6 protein-coding genes and 2 pseudogenes are annotated in these 16,062 nt (G+C 49.0%); all 8 read right to left on the reverse strand.

Translation table 11 applies throughout. From position 1 onward, the window contains the following. Positions 1 to 670 (reverse strand): condensation domain-containing protein (locus HGH92_RS00005; protein WP_247654794.1); only part of this gene is annotated, 670 nt, incomplete at its 3' end. Positions 671 to 672: 2 nt separating this feature from the next. Further along, positions 673 to 4,041 (reverse strand): non-ribosomal peptide synthetase, encoded by a 3,369-nt coding sequence (locus HGH92_RS00010; protein WP_168868726.1) that lies wholly within the window; start codon positions 4,039 to 4,041, stop codon positions 673 to 675. Beyond that, positions 4,038 to 4,433 (reverse strand): phosphopantetheine-binding protein, encoded by a 396-nt coding sequence (locus HGH92_RS34265; RefSeq protein ID WP_410493903.1) that lies wholly within the window; start codon positions 4,431 to 4,433, stop codon positions 4,038 to 4,040. The genes HGH92_RS00010 and HGH92_RS34265 overlap by 4 nt, the downstream gene beginning before the upstream one ends. A 171-nt stretch (positions 4,434 to 4,604) precedes the next feature. Continuing rightward, a pseudogene (locus HGH92_RS34270) lies at positions 4,605 to 5,867 on the reverse strand (non-ribosomal peptide synthetase); the annotation flags it as partial. Beyond that, positions 5,847 to 9,176: pseudogene (locus HGH92_RS34275) on the reverse strand (condensation domain-containing protein); the annotation flags it as partial. The pseudogenes HGH92_RS34270 and HGH92_RS34275, both read right to left, overlap by 21 nt. 18 nt (positions 9,177 to 9,194) lie before the next feature. Beyond that, entirely contained in the window at positions 9,195 to 10,856 is a 1,662-nt protein-coding gene (locus HGH92_RS00020; protein ID WP_168868728.1) for a cyclic peptide export ABC transporter, read from the reverse strand. Positions 10,857 to 10,860: 4 nt separating this feature from the next. Continuing rightward, on the reverse strand, positions 10,861 to 12,741 hold the full coding sequence (gene asnB / locus HGH92_RS00025) for an asparagine synthase (glutamine-hydrolyzing) (protein WP_168868729.1): 1,881 nt from the start codon (positions 12,739 to 12,741) through the stop codon (positions 10,861 to 10,863). A gap of 23 nt (positions 12,742 to 12,764) precedes the next feature. Beyond that, positions 12,765 to 16,046, reverse strand: a complete 3,282-nt coding sequence (locus HGH92_RS00030; RefSeq protein WP_168868730.1) for a condensation domain-containing protein — start codon at positions 16,044 to 16,046, stop codon at positions 12,765 to 12,767. Positions 16,047 to 16,062: the final 16 nt, after the last annotated feature.

A 16,062-nucleotide genomic window follows, 5' to 3' on the forward strand; every position in this document is an offset into this window, starting at 1 on the left:
CATAGCTGTTGTACAGGCTCACCAGCTCACGCACCATCACCTGCATAGACCATTCGTCGGAGATTATATGATGAACTGACCAGGCCAGCAGGTATTCGGTGGCAGACAATTGCAGCAGCGCCACCCGTAACAACGGGCCGGCCGTCAAATCAAAGCCGGTATTGATAAACGTGTGAATATATTCCCGCGCGGCGTCTTCCGGTGAGGGCGCAGTGCTAAAATCCTCTTCCGTCCAGAAGCCTTCAGCGGCCGATAAAACAGATTGACGGGGAACGCCGTCTGCCAGTACAAAGACCGTACGAAGGCTCTCATGACGGGCTATCAGTTCACGGAAAGAAGCCGACAACGCCACACGGTCCAGCTGTCCGTGCAAACGGTACAACACGGGGATGTTATACGTAGCCGCATGTCCCTGCAGCTGCTCCAGTACCCATAGCCGTTGCTGTGAGTGCGACAGCGGGTAGTGCGCCATCGCCGCCGCAACAGGGATAGCATGATATATCTCCTTTTTAACAGCTTTCAGATAGGCAATAATGGCGTCCTTATTTTCTCTGATCTGCCCGATCAAATCCGGTGTCAAAGCACCTGCCGGCGCATTCAACTTCAGCTGCGTATCAACCAGCTGAAGTTGGACGCCCATTTTCCGGAGTTCATTTAATAACAATTCCATTTTCATAGAAATATTTCATCTGTGTTACCTGATAAATCAGCAGCAACGGGGTTATTGATCCATAACAGCATATCGATCTTATCCGAAAGTTGTGAGAGCAGCGGATTAACAAACAAATCTTCCAGGTTCAGTTTTACGGAGAGCTCTCTCAGAATACGGGAGTTGACCTGTATCACTTTCAGCGAATGTCCTCCTATCTCGAAAAAGTTATCATCCAGACCTACCCGGCCATTTCCCAGCACTTCTTCCCAGATGCGGGCCAGCGCCTGTTCCGTATCAGTAACGGGTGCGCGGAAAACCTGCCGCTGGGCCTGTGGCACCGGCAGCGCTTTGCGGTTTACTTTCCCATTACTGGTCAACGGGAACTGAGTCAGCTCCATGAAATAAGCTGGGACCATATACTGCGGCAAACGGTTTTGCAGCCAGGAACGCAGCGCTGTAACAGCGACGGTATTATCTGCCGTATAATAAGCCACCAGCGCCTTCTCCGCTCCGTTCTGATATACAGTGACGACCGCCTGGCGCAACAGACCGGAAGCAAGCAAACTTTCTTCTATCTCGCCCAGTTCAATACGATACCCACGGATCTTTACCTGGTTGTCTCTACGTCCGTAAAATGTTACTTCTCCGGTGGCCGTCCAGCTGGCAATATCGCCTGTGCGGTATAACTTCCCTTCACCATATGGATTGGGAATAAAGCGGTCACTGGTCAGTAAATCGTTGTTCAGATAACCCCGGGCAAGGCCATCGCCGGCTATACACAGCTCACCCGGAATACCTACCGGTTGCAGCTGTTGCCGCGCATCAAGGATATACAGCTGTGTATTGGTGACAGGCTTTCCTATCAGATGGGCCTGATCCGGACGGGTTATTTCCAGTGCAGTAGAGAAAATGGTCGTCTCAGTTGGACCGTACATATTCCACACGCGGCCTGTGCGCTCCAGCAGCTGACGGGCCAACCCCTCGCTCATGGCTTCCCCTCCTGAAATTACCTGTAAGCCTTTGCGGCCTTTCCAGCCACTTTCCAGCAACAGGTTCCACATGCCGGGCGTCGCCTGTAGTACCGTAGCTTCGCTGGTTTCCAACAACGCGCCTAACAAGTCAGGCATGTTGCATTCATTATTCCCGGCCACTATGAGCCGGCATCCCATTGTTAACGGCAACAGCAACTCTACCACCGACATATCAAAAGTATAGGTGGTGATCGCCACCCACCTGTCAGCCATACTGATGCCCAGCTGCTCTTTTATAAAACCAAGCACGTTGACAACACCTGCCTGGCGGACCAATACCCCTTTGGGACGCCCTGTAGAGCCCGATGTATAAATCACATACGCAATATCTTCCTGTTGATAAGCCGCAGCCACAGCGGTGTCTGCATAACCTTTCAACGTTTCTTCGTCACTCAGGTCCAACACCGGCACTTTGCCTTCATAACCGCTGGTAGTGTCATCTGCCAGGATCAGCTGCAGCCCGCTGTCTTCAATGATATAATCCAGCCTGTCTGCCGGATATGCAGGGTCCAGCGGAACGTACCCGGCACCCGCCTTCAGAATGCCCAGGATACCAATAACCAAATATTCATTGCGTGCGGTACTGATTCCTATTAACGGGTTTCCGTTGATACCGTGGCTGCGCTGCAGCCGGTTTGCCAATTGATTGGACAAACGGTCCAACTCCCGGAAAGAAAATGTTTTTTCTCCGCTGACAAACGCTGTCTCGTCCGGGTGCAGCGATACCTGCTGCTCAAAGCAGCTCACCAGATGCTGTTTTTTTAATCCCCGGTCTTTAGCGGTGGCATTGAATACATGCAACAACAAATGTTGTTCTTCCGATGGAATATAATTAAGCTCGCCCACGCTCATTTCCGGAGACTGAAGTATCTGGTCCAGGAGGCAATGCAGATGAGCCGCCATCCGCTCTATCCGGGACGGGTGATACAATACTGTATTATATTCGATGTGAAGCTGCAGCCCGTCATCATTTTTATCGAAATAGAACGTCAGATCAAATTTGCTGACAACATCACCAAGTTGCAGCCGTTCGGCCTGCATCCCTTTCAGCGCCAGGTCAGCCTTGCTGTCCTGACCGCCGCTATGCCACACCACCATTACATCGAACATCGGAGAGCGGCTCAGGTCACGTTTCAGCCCCAGTTCATCTATCAGCAGATCAAAGGGATATCCCTGGTGCGTAAAGCCCTGCATGGTTGTTTGTCTGGTATGTTCAAGCACTTTCACAAAACTGTCTTCCGCAACAATGTTATTTCTGAAAGCCAGGGTGTTGACATAGAACCCTACCTGTTCTTCCAGGTCAGGATGTTCGCGGCCCGCTACAGGAGTACCTATGATCAGGTCTGACTGTCCGCTGTAGCGGTATAACAGGATATTCACAAGCGCCATGACGCCCATAAACAAGGTAGCCTGCTTTTCCTTCAGCAGCTGTTGGAAACCGGCAGTCTGGCTGGCAGTGAACCGATGCCGCAGATACGCGCCCTGGTGTTTCAACATGGCAGGACGGTTATAGTCTGTGGGCAGCTCCAGCACCGGCAGGTCTCCTTCAAAATGAGACAACCAATACGCACGGTGTGCCTTAAACTGCTCACCGGCTAGTTCCTGTTGTTGCCAGGCAGCATAGTCCTTGTATTGAATTGACAGCTCGGGCAGGTGTACTTCTTTCCCCTCCACAACAGTGTTATACAACAGGTTGATCTCCCGTACCATGACCTGCATAGACCATTCATCGGAAATAATGTGATGCATGGAACACAGCAGTATAGATACGGTATCGGTTATACGAAATATCTCCAGCCGGAAAAGCGGTCCGTTTTCCAGGTCAAACTGCTGCATACTTATCTGACTCGCCGTATCCAACGCCATATTTTCCGCATCTGCCTTATCGCTAAAATCATGTAACACCAGCTTTATATTCGCCTCCTGCACCGATTGAATACGCTGCCTTGGCTCCCCGTCACGAAGCACAAAAACTGTACGCAGGCTTTCATGGCGCTCCACCAGTCGGTGAATGGCTACAGACAATGCATTTGTATCCAATATGCCCTTCATTCTGTAAATGGCCGATATATTATATGCTACCGACTGCTCATTAAACTGACTGACCACCCAAACCCGCTTCTGAGAGTTTGATAATTCATAACTCTCCATTGGAGCCACCCTGGGTATAGGCTGGTAAATCTCCTTCCTCACCTCACCGAGATAAGCAATAATAGCTGCTTTGTTATCCCTGATCTGGTCCAGGTAAGCAGGTGTCAATACCCCTGTCGGCGCATTGATCTTAAGCTGGGAGTCCACAAGCTGAATTTGTACGCCCAGCTTCCGAAGTTCATTCAGTAAAATTTGTAAGTTCTTCATATAATAATTTCATCTACGTTATTAGCTAAATCTGGTTTCGCAGGAGCATTCAGCCACATCATAATCTCCACCCGCTCGGTAAACTGTGCCAGGACAGGGTTCGCAAAAAGGTCCCGCAGTTCCAGTTTAACGGAGAAATCCTTAAACACTTTGGAGATCACCTGTATCGCTTTCAGCGACTGGCCACCTATCTCAAAAAAATTATCATTCATGCTGATACGGGGATGTTGCAAAATATTTTCCCATAGATGGGCCAGGGCTTTTTCTGTTTCTGTCTGAGGAGGATGATATACACGGGGACCGGCTTCCGGCGGCGGTAATAACTTCCTGTTTATCTTACCATTGGGGGTTAACGGTAACTGCGTCAACCGAACAAAAAATGCAGGCACCATATAATAGGGTAATCTTGCATGCAGGTATTCCCTTAATACTACCGCAGCATCATCATCGCCGGTGTAATAGGCTACCAGCGTTTTTTCATTGCTGTTGAGGAAAACATCTGCAACCACCTGGTCCACTAACCCTGAGCCAAGCAGGCACTTTTCTATCTCCCCCAATTCAATACGATACCCGCGCACCTTTACCTGGGTGTCCCTGCGGCCCAAAAACTCCACATTCCCGGCATGGTCCCATCGGCCAATATCTCCGGTGCGGTACAGAAGACCCTGGCCGTAAGGGTTCGCGACAAACCGCTCATTCATTAAAGACAAATTATTCAGGTAGCCAAGCGCCACTCCTTCACCGGCTATACATATCTCTCCGGGAACAGTGACTGGTTGCGGATGAAGCGCATGGTCCAATATATACACCTGCGTATTGGCAATCGGCTTCCCGATAAAATGTGTTTTTGTAATGTCTGTTACCGGAAAATAAGAAGCACATACCGTTGTTTCCGTTGGCCCGTATGTATTGAATAAGGGCACTTCGCCGAACAAATGATTGATATGGGAAGGCAACAACTCATCTCCCCCGCTAATGATCGCTCTGAGCGGACCAGGAAATGTCAGGCGGTTATTTAGTTCATTCAACACCAGCGGTGTCACGCTCAACACCGTGATCTGCTGTTTTTCAATCAGGTCAGCCAGGGCATCTGTATCCCGCCCTCCTGCTGTTGACAATACCAATACTCCCCCTTTAAACAATACCGGAAACATCTCTTCCACCATCGTATCAAAAGCGATGGATGACTGTAATACAACCCTGTCAGCTGTACCGATGTTAAAATAAGCGCCAAAGGCATGTATATAATTGGTGAGTGATCGCCGCGACACCATCACACCTTTGGGATGGCCAGTTGATCCGGAAGTATAGATCACATATGCCAGCTGATCAGGCGACACGGCATCCCTGTACCCGGTAGCTGTCGCTGTTGCTGCAATATCAATCAGTGACAACGTCTGTATACTATCATTACACCCATGCAATGACCCGTCTGTCAGCACCAGCGTCAACCGGCTATGCTCAAGGACATAACGTATCCGCTCCGCAGGATACTCAGGATCAATAGGAACATAGGCTGCCCCAGCCTTAAGAACTCCCAGGATACCAACTACCAGGAACTCATTCCGGCCCGTACTAATGCCAACCAGCTTATTATGGCTATCCCCAGGCAAACCGGCAATTATTCCGGCCACCTGATTGGCGCGCCGGTCTAACTCTCCATAGGAAATAGTCTTTCCTTCGCAAATAAGTGCCGTGGCGTCCGGCCGGAGCGCCACCTGGCGCTCAAAAATCTTCATCAGATCTGTATCCGGCAGCGCCCAGTCGACATGGGTATCGTTAAATCCATACAATACCTGCTCCCTTTCTTCAGACGACAGCATCATCACCTGATCAACAGGAACAGCCGGATGTTGACACACCTGTTGCAATATATTTTCCAAATGGTCACATATCCCTGATACATATGCCGCATCGTACAAGACTGTGCTGTACTTCACTTTCAGGCACAAGACGCCTTTGTCTATACTGAATTCGAAGAGCATATCGTTCAGGCAGGTATCGTTTTCGATTTCTTCAGTGTGTGCTTTCAGGTCCGCAAAAACCGTATCGAAGCCCAGTACCTCCTCAAAATTCTGGAATATGACCAGTACGTTATATGTAGTAAAGTCAGTCGCTTTCCGATGAGCGCTGTTAATATCCTCCATATTGAATGTCTGATGATCGTAGATCAGCAAAAGATCATGATGGAGCTTCTTCAGGAATGCAGCACAATTATCAGTCGCATCCGGTTGTATATTAACAGGCAGCGCGTGCAGAAAATATCCTATCTGGTCTTCCAGCTGTGGATGAGTGCGGCCTGCCGTATCTATCCCAATCAGCATGTCCTCCCTGTCGGTATAATTATACTTGTTGATCAGTAATGCTATGGCAGCTATCAGCACGCTAAAGACAGATACGTCCTGCGTACGGGCGACGCCGTGGACACTCTCGGTCATTTCTGCCGGAAAGTATTTTTTAAATACGTCTCCTTTGGCAATGCCTTTTTCAGTCGTCTGTCTGTCAACAGACGGAGGAATACGAACGCCAGTCGCAGACCCCATAAGGTATTGCTCCCAGAACAGGCGATTCTTCCGGTATTTTTCTGTCAGCTGTAATTGTTGTTGCCAGAAGACAAAATCCTTATACTGTATTTTCTCCGGTGCAGGTTGCGGTACGGCTACCCCTTCTTTAAGCATCCGGTACAGCTCTTCCCATTCCTTTCCTATCAGTTGAATGGACCAGCCATCGCTGATGATGTGATGTATGGAAAAAATAAGCACCCATTTATCAAGCGCCGTCTTCAACAGACAGCAACGGTACAGGGGTGCCTGTTCCAGGTTAAACGGAAAGCGCGCCAGCAAACGTTTTTGCTCTTCCAACCGTGTCTCCGGGTAGTCCAATACTGTCAAATCTTCGTTTAACCATACCGGTTGTACCTGCTCCGGCGGGCACAACACCTGGACCGGCTCATTGTCTTTCCATTGAATGGCGGTCCTGAGCACGTCATGTCGCAGTATTAACAGGTGGAAGGCTTCTTTCAGCAGGCTTTCGTCCAGCTGGCCCTGCATCTCTACCGAAAAGGAGATGTTCAGGTTGGCGGAATCCGGTGCCATCATATGAGCCACGTAGATCTGCTTCTGGCCCCAGCTGAGCGGATAAGATGTTTCACCGGGAGCTTTAGGTATGGGCTGCACTGTACTACTGCTTTCTTGCCTTTGTTGCAGCAGCGCTTCCAGGCCTCTTTTGGTGCCTGCTTCGTACAGCATGGAAAAGGATATATCATATTGATGCCGGCTAAGCGCGTTGATCAACGACATAGCTTTCAGGCTGCTCAATCCGGCATTGAACAAACTTTCGTCCGGGTGGATATCACCATGGATACCCACTTGTTTTAAGACGGTTGTCAGTACGGTAGCGACATCCTCATTGTTTGCCAGGTTTTCGTGGTCCCGTTCCATTTGTTGCATCGTCGCTATTTCCTGGTCGAAGGAACCATTCAGGAGCGCTTCTTTCAACCGGAAATGCATCACTTTTCCGCTGGTGGTTTTAGGGATGCTGCGTATCGGCAATATATAATCCGGATAGATGTCCATCCTGGCTGCCAGGAGTTCCCTGATACGAATTGCCTGATGGAAAAATGTATTTATACTACCCTTGAATAAAACAAACAGTACTATCTGCGCAGCTATTTGCGGTGCTGCCACGCCAACAGCTACCACGCTGCCAGGTCTGATATCCAGCTCCCGCTCTGTCAGTTGTTCGATGTCATGCGGATAATAATTTTGCCCGTTGACGATGATGATATTTTTCTTCCTTCCTGTTATCACCAGGTTTTGGTGATGAAGAAATCCTATATCTCCTGTACGGAGCCAACCATCTGCAGTAAACAGGCCCGAATAGTCCGGCTGACGATAGTAGCCGGCAGTAACGTTCTTTCCTTTTACCTGGATATTGCCAATGAACATGGCGGGCAGGACAACATCTTCGTCGTCCGCAATTCTCACCTGGCAATCCGGTACCGGATATCCACAATCGGCAAAGCCCAGGCTTTCCCCGTCGTCCGCGCTTCCGGGTATAATCCGTTCACCTGTTTTCAGCTGCTGCCGCTTGCAATAAACAAATGTGAGCTGATGGCCTACATCCGGCAAGGTCACCGCCACAGAGGCTTCCGCAAGGCCGTAACCCGGAAACATTGTATGTTCGCCCAGTCCATGGCCGCGCAATAGCTGAACGAACCGCCTGGTGATAGTCTCTGAAATAGGTTCTGCGCCATTTATGATCACCCTTACATGATCAAGCTGCCATCTTATCGTCTGTTCACCGGACTCCATGGATTTCATGAGATACTGGAACCCAAAATTGGGAGAATACAATATGGAAGCCTTAAACCGGGTGGCTAGGTCCATCCAGAGCAACGGGCGCTTGATGAAAAGCGTGGTAGGCATAATCACCTGGTCACACGCCGCCACAACATTTGTAAGATGAAAGCAAATCATGCCCATATCATGCGTCAGTGGCAACCAGGACAAGGCTACATCTTGTGCTGAAATGGCCAGACGTGAAGCGATAGCCCGGGTATTGGACAAAAGGTTGGCGTGTGTAAGCACCACTCCTTTAGGATCTCCGGTGGAGCCGGATGAATACTGTATATAAGCCACGTCCTCTTCGTATATCCGTGGCAGCATAGGTATCCCGCTATCCCCCGCTATATGAAGGTCCGCTATGTCAATCCGTTTTATCCTGCCGGCATCTGCGGAATGATTATTTTTAATATAAGCGTCAAAGTCCCGGTAAAAACTTTCCTCCGCAACAATGGAAGGTTGTCCAAGCTGATGCAGGATGTTCCATACTTTTTCCTTGTGTTGTTCCTGGCTGCCCGGTGCAACGGGCACCACAATGATTTTGGCGAGGATACAGGCCCAGAACAATTTCAGGAAAAGCTCATTATCGCTGATAATGATCACCATTTCACTTCTTTCCTCCAATCCCAATGCCTGCAAGGCCGCCGCCATATGCAGCACCTGTTGATAAAAATCGCGATAGGAAATGGAGTAGCAGTCTTCTCCACCTCTGACCAGTGTTATTTGTTTATCAGACATCGCCGTCTTCCTCAGGCTCTCAGCAAGCGTAAGACGGGTTAAAAGCGTTTCCATAACTACGTTGGGTTTAAATCAGCTCACATCCTGCACCATTTCCTGTTTGCTGCTGTCATAGGTAATTTCTCCAAAATTGAATTTTATGATCCTGCTGGCATACCGGTAGTATTCGTCATCATGGGTAATGACAATTACCGTTTTACCATTCTTCTGCAACAGCGGTACAAGCTCTGTATAAAAGTACCGCCTGAAATTCGGGTCCTGCTCTGCGGCCCATTCATCCAGCACTATTATCGGCTTGCTTTCAAGCAACGCATAGATCAGCGCGAGGCGCTTTCTTTGACCCTTTGACAGATTATGATTGAACCTGTCACCGTCATTCTCCAATTCTATTTTATCGTTCAACTTAAGCAGAGAGATCAACTCGTACAACTCTGTATTCGTGGTCGTCATATCGACCTTGTCATAGTTCTCATTAAACAGATGCCCGTCCGTAAAAACAGCTGAAAAATAGCTTCGGTAGTGTCCAATATCTTCAGACAACAGGTCATTTCCGTTTAGCAATATCTTGCCTGACCTGGGCCTGACAAGCCCGGTAAGCAGCAGGCCAAACGTGCTTTTCCCGCTACCGTTGCCACCTATGACGAAGATGACTTCTCCCTGCTCAATACGCATATTGATGGGAGACATGAGGAAAGTGGTGGTTTTGTTGTTACTGCTTACATACTGATATTTTACATCCACAAACTCCAGGTCGGAAAAACCACCCGATGCACGCTGTAAATCCCTGGCAGTAAACTCCCCCTCATTGATACTAAGCCTGTGGTTAAAGATGACCAGCCTTTCATAGGCGATCTTTAAGGAATTGTAGGTGGGAATAATGGTCACCAGAATAGCGACAGGGCCAATCAGGTACATGATGGTAACAAGAAACGCCGCCTGCGTAGAAATGCTGGTTTTCATCACCAGAGGCAAAACAAACATAATCACGCCGAAAATCACGTACCAGCTGTAAGTACCGGATATCTCATTATCCAGGTACTTAATGGATGTTTTGTTGGTCAGCTGCCTGTTCTGTTCCCTGTTGGGAAATATCCAGTTATAGTACACATTATTGCTTCTGAGCACATTCAGCTTCAGTTCCCTAAAACCATGTATAGCGTCGTTTAAATAGCGATAGTAGTTATTCTGCAGGTCACGCTGACGATTCAGGTCTTTCTGAATACCCTTGTTTCTGATAAGATATACTACCAGCAGGACCGTCATGGTCATCAATATCACCAGCCCTCCCAGCGGCGCCGCCCAGAACATATAACCAAAACAACAAAGCACTACCACCATGGCATTGAATGCATTCATAAAAATTTCGGGGATATGTGCCAGCGACCTGGTATCATTGACAGCGGTATAAATATTTTCCTTTCCCAGTGCATCAAACTCCGTGAGTGTGGAGCAACGGATCTTTTCAAGAATGTTTTTCTCAAATTCGAAAGTGATGTTGCTGGTAAGCCGGATCATATAAACCTGGAAAAACCTGGAGCAGACAAGCGCCACCAACACAATGCCCACAAACAACGGTAATTTATATGCATCCGGGAACGAAAGTTTTTTCCCCGTCACGGTAGCATTGATAAAGAAAAGCAGCATTCCATTCAACAGGCTGTTGAGTAATCCGAAAAGCACGATGAATAAAATGGTACTCCTGATTTTACCGGAAAGAATCTGACTGATTTTCATAATTCTAGTTGTTGTTAACGCCAAACAAATCAAGCATGATATTGAATGTCAGGACAATGATCAATAAGTCGATATCATAGGGCGGATTGAACACAAAAGAATCTGACAGATATAGTTTCTTCAGTTGTTCAATGGCATCCGGGTTAAAAAATCCCTGGGCTTTGATCCTGTCATAGGAAAGCAGGTCGTTTACCCATTCCTTATTGGTTTTCAGCAAAGCCGGGCTTCCGGGGGCAACAAAACCGAATTTTTCCCGCCAGATAATATCCTGTGGTATGAAGTTATGAGCCACCTTTTTCAACAGGTATTTTTCATTGAAATTGTTCAGCATCATTCCGGGCGGTATCGTTTTCACAAATTCCACCAGTTCAATATCCAGGAAGGGATATCTTCCCTCTACACTGTTGGCCAGGGTCATCCTGTCACCATGGTCCGCAATCAGGTGGCCGGAAAGCCGCAAACGGAAGTCGGCATAGGAACGCTGATGGAAACGGTGTTTTCCCACCATCCGCCGTTTGTCCACGACGGCGCTTTTGAGACAGTCAAACTTGTCGTAGGTCTTATTGAGTGCAGGTGAATAAAGATATTGTTTGGTTTCCCTGAAGTCGTACTCATTTTTCTCATAAATAAATTCCCGGTCGCCCCATATGGTTTTTCTGATCTCTTTGTCGAGCAGCTCGTTCAGGTCCCCGGAATCGTCACTGTCTCCCTTCATGGTGTCAAACTTATAACCGGCGTAGCCTCCAAACAACTCATCTGCCCCTTCGCCGGACAACACGACTTTGATATCTTTTTGCCGGGCGGCTTCTGACAAAGCGATTGAGCAGAGGTTATAGGTCTCTTTCAGGGGCGTTTCGGCATAATAGACCACTTCCTTTAGTTTACTTTCCGCATCGGCCCAGCTGAAGGCGATATCATTGTGTTCTGTCTTCAGAAAATTGCTCATCAGCTGCTGATACTTCTGCTCATTGATGGTCTTATCTTCCATAGAGCCGCCGAAGCTTGCAGAAAAAGACTGGAATTTTTTGGATGGTGCCGCATGGGCCATCAGGGCGCCAATCAGGGAAGAGTCTAACCCGCCACTCAGGTAAAACCCAACAGGCACATCTGCATTCAGGCGGTAAGACACGGATTTTTTCAACAGCGCCTCTATCCCTTCCAAATAATAGGCCTCGTCTTTACTGGCCTGCGAAGAATTCTGGAGGTCAGGGTAGTCCAGGTCCCAATATTCATGGCTTTTAATCTGTCCGTCTTTATAAACGTTGTAATGTCCCGGCTTTACACTACAGATATTGGCGAAAATGGTAGTGGGACTAACATTGGACGGATAGGTCAATATCTGGTCCAACCCGTTCAAATCTATTTGCCGCCTGACGGCGGGATTTCCGAAGATGGCTTTTATTTCAGATCCGAATATCAGTGCTTCATCCTGTTCGGTATAGTAAAGCGGGCATATGCCGAAATGGTCCCTGGCCAGCAGAACCAGGTCGTTTTTCCTGTCGTCTATCGCCAGCGCGAACTGTCCATTCAGTTTCTTCAGGAAATCGGCACCAAAGGTTTCATATAGGGGAACGAGCACCTCAATATCGGAATTGGTCCGGAACTGATATCCTCTGCCCTTCATTTCCGCTCTCAATTCTTTGTAATTATAGATCTCTCCATTGCAGATGAGCACTATTTGCCCATCCTGGCTAACAAAAGGCTGTGCGCCCATTTCAAGATCGATGATGCTCAATCTTCTAAATCCGAAGCCGACATGGCCTTTTATAAAAGTCTTGTAGTCATCCGGGCCGCGATGAATGATCTTATCAGCCATTCTTTGAATAATTCCTTCATCAACAGGCCGTTGCTTGTCTTTATAGACTATACCGGTAATACCACACATGGTAATAGATTCAATGGTTAATTTTAAAAATTTCCTTCTATGCTGGAATTGAACAGCCGCTGTGCCAGCAGCTCCTGTCTCTTTTCTTCCGGTGACAGGTATTCTGCCGTGCTGACGGGCGCCTGCGGGTGGTCGCTGACAAAACTCATCAGCTGGCGAAGGTGCTGCGTCATCCGCTCTATTCGCTTACGGTCGAAAAGATCTGTGCTGTACTCTATGCTTCCGTAGAGCACACCACCTCCTTCGCTAAACTGAAAACGGAGGTCGCATTTGCTGATTTCGATCCGGGCAACTTCCAGGTCGATGTTCACACCGTTCATTTCCAGGTCTGCTTCATTATTCAGTTCGATGTTTTGCAGGATCACAACAACATCAAACAAAGGAGACCGGCTTAAATCACTTCCTAATTTCAACTCGTCAACCAACAGATCGAACGGATATGCCTGATGGGAGAAGGCATCTATGGTGGTTTGCCTTACGCTGTCCAGCACTTGTGTAAAAGAAGCATCTCCGGAAATGGTGTTCCTTAGGGCGAGCGTATTGAGATAATAGCCGATCTGGTCTTCCAGGTCAGGATGTATACGGCCTGCGACCGGTGTGCCGACAATGAGGTCGTTCTGGTCACTATAGCGGAACAGCAATACATTTACCAATGTCAGTAACCCGATGAATAGGGTCGCTTCCTGTTTTTTGATCAGCTGCCCGAACGCGGCGCTTTGTTCGGCATCGAACACGAACTTCACCTGCGAGCCACGGAAACTTTGCATAGCAGGGCGGCTTCGGTCGGTTGGCAGTTCCAGTGCCGGCAGATCCCCGGTAAAGCGTGACAGCCAATATTCCCGGGTGGCAGCAAGCCCTTCCCCTGATAATTCCCGCTGCTGCCAGGACGCATAATCTTTGTATTGTATATTGAGCGGCCGCAGCTCCGGCAACACGTCCCTTGAGCGGGCATTGTATATGGCTATTACCTCACGGCCCATTATCTGCATAGACCATTCATCAGAAATAATATGATGAATACAGCATGCCAGCAGGAACATATTGTCTGTTATCCTGAGCAGCTCTATCAGGAACAGTGGGCCATTTTCCAGGTCAAAGTGATGTGTTCCGATCTGTCGTGCACGTTCCCGGGCTGCCGCCTCAGGATCGGGCTGGTCCCGGAAATCACGGACAAGCATAGACACGCCCGATTGAGCAGCAGACAGGATCCGTTGGCGCGGCTCTCCATCCTCCAGGAAAAAGGTAGTGCGCAGGCTTTCGTGTCTTTCCACAACAAGCCTGAATGCTCCTGCCAGCGCGGAAATATCCAATGGTCCTTCAATTCTGTAAAGGACTGGTATGTCGTAAGCAACTGACTGCTCTTTCAGCTGGCTGGCTATCCATAACCGCTTTTGTGAATTGGAAAGCACATAGCTGTCGGCTTCGGGTACCTTAGGTATCGGATGATAAGCCTGCCGTTTTGCCTGTCCTACCAATGCGGCCAGCTTCGACAGCACCGGGTTGGCAAAGAGTTCAGCAATGGTCAGTTGTACGTCCAGCTCCTTATATATTTTCGCTATCAGCTGGATCGCTTTCAGCGATGAGCCGCCAACATTAAAGAAACTGTCATCTCGGCCAATACGCTCAAGTCCCAGCACCTGCTGCCACAACAGGGCCAGTTGCTGTTCGAGACCAGGCTCCGGTGGCTGATAGCTTGTCCGCAAGGTTACTTCCTCCGGCCTAGGGAGTGCCTTCCGGTCTACTTTTCCGTTCATATTGAGCGGGAAGGTCTCCATCCATACGTAATAGCTGGGTAGCATGGCCGGATTAAGGTCATGCGACAGGAGCTGCCGTAGCTCATCTGCCACATAGCGGTGGCCGGTATAGTAGCAGATCAGTTCCTGTCCTGCCGCTTCGGAGCTATGCACCAACAGTTCCACACGGGTAATCCCGTCCTGCTTCAATACAGCCATTCGCACCTGTTCCGGTTCTATCCGGACACCGTTGATCTTGATTTGCTCATCGCGGCGCCCCAGTATCTCCAGGCAACCGTCTGCGCGGTACCTGCCCAGGTCACCTGTCCGCCAGACCAGGTCCCCGCGGCCGTCGCCGGCCAGCGGATTTTGCACCAGGCTGTTTGTATTGAGACTTTTATCGAGATAACCTTTGCTGATATAGGGGCTTTTGATGTACACCTCTCCAATTTCACCATCTTCGCAGATGTTGTTACTGCCATTAATCACCGCCACCAGCGTGTTACTGATCGGAAATCCCACTGGCAGCACTTCTCCCGGCTGCCAGTCCCAGTGCTCAATATGAAAACAGGTTTTTAATATAGTCGTTTCTGTCAGGCCGTACAGATTCGACAATCTTGCGGTGGTGCCATTGGCCGCTTTCCAGTTCAATACATCCCGTCCTAACAGCCTTTCACCGGCAAGTACTACATAACGGAGAGCGGACAACGGATGTTTTGTTTCCAGCAGCGCGGCCGTGATCAGGCGGAATAACGAAGGCACCGTTTGCAGCAGGGTGATATTGCCGGCCCGCAGCCATTCCACCAGCTTCACCGGATTGTTTTTAATGCTGCTTTCCGGCAGGCACAAGGTGGCGCCTGATGTCAATGCCGTTAATATGTCTTTCAGAGAAGCGTCGAAGGTCATGGTCGCCAGCTGGCTGATACGAAAACCGGTATCAACGCCCCATTCCTTCCTGTGCCAGTGAATATAGTGGCTCAGCGCTATATGCGACCCTACGATCCCTTTGCTTTTCCCGGTAGAACCAGAGGTATAAAACACGTACGCGTCATTACGGTCGTCGTAGCTTAACCCCGGATTTTCGGCACTGAACGGATTTTCCCTCACTGTCACTGTAAATCCTGCCGCATCCTGTTTAATCACGTCCAGCAGCACCTCCTTGTCTGATCGCTGGTCCAGCACGATCACCGTATGAATCGGTGTTTCTTTGGGGAACAGGATCTTATGCAGTGCGGGATAGTGTTCCGAGGTAGTGACTACAATGGTGGTTTCCGTTTCTTCGAGCACCTGCTCCACATGGAGTATCGCCTGATCAGGCGACAGTGGCACATATCTGCCGCCAGCTTTAAAGACTGCCAGGAGGCTGATCACCTGCAACGGTCCTCCGGCGGCATATACCCCGACAGATGCCTCCGGATGGAGATCAGCTTCCAGCAACGCATGGGCGAGCTGGTTGGCATAATTGTTTAATTCCTGATAGGTAAGGTCCATGCCGTAACCTTCTACGGCCACCAAATCGGGGAATTGTGCGACCGTTCTCTCTATCTCAACGTGAATAAGTTTGTTGGACATAATGTATTATTAACAA

Source organism: Chitinophaga varians, assembly GCF_012641275.1.
Lineage (GTDB): Bacteria > Bacteroidota > Bacteroidia > Chitinophagales > Chitinophagaceae > Chitinophaga > Chitinophaga varians_A.

Bases quoted from the DNA above. Each gene is read 5' to 3' on its own strand.
- HGH92_RS00010 (WP_168868726.1), bottom strand. From the start codon at position 4,041: ATGAAGAACTTACAAATTTTACTGAATGAACTTCGGAAGCTGGGCGTA.
- HGH92_RS34265 (WP_410493903.1), bottom strand. From the start codon at position 4,433: ATGGTGCCTGCATTTTTTGTTCGGTTGACGCAGTTACCGTTAACCCCC.
- HGH92_RS00020 (WP_168868728.1), bottom strand. From the start codon at position 10,856: ATGAAAATCAGTCAGATTCTTTCCGGTAAAATCAGGAGTACCATTTTA.
- asnB (WP_168868729.1), bottom strand. From the start codon at position 12,741: ATGTGTGGTATTACCGGTATAGTCTATAAAGACAAGCAACGGCCTGTT.
- HGH92_RS00030 (WP_168868730.1), bottom strand. From the start codon at position 16,046: ATGTCCAACAAACTTATTCACGTTGAGATAGAGAGAACGGTCGCACAA.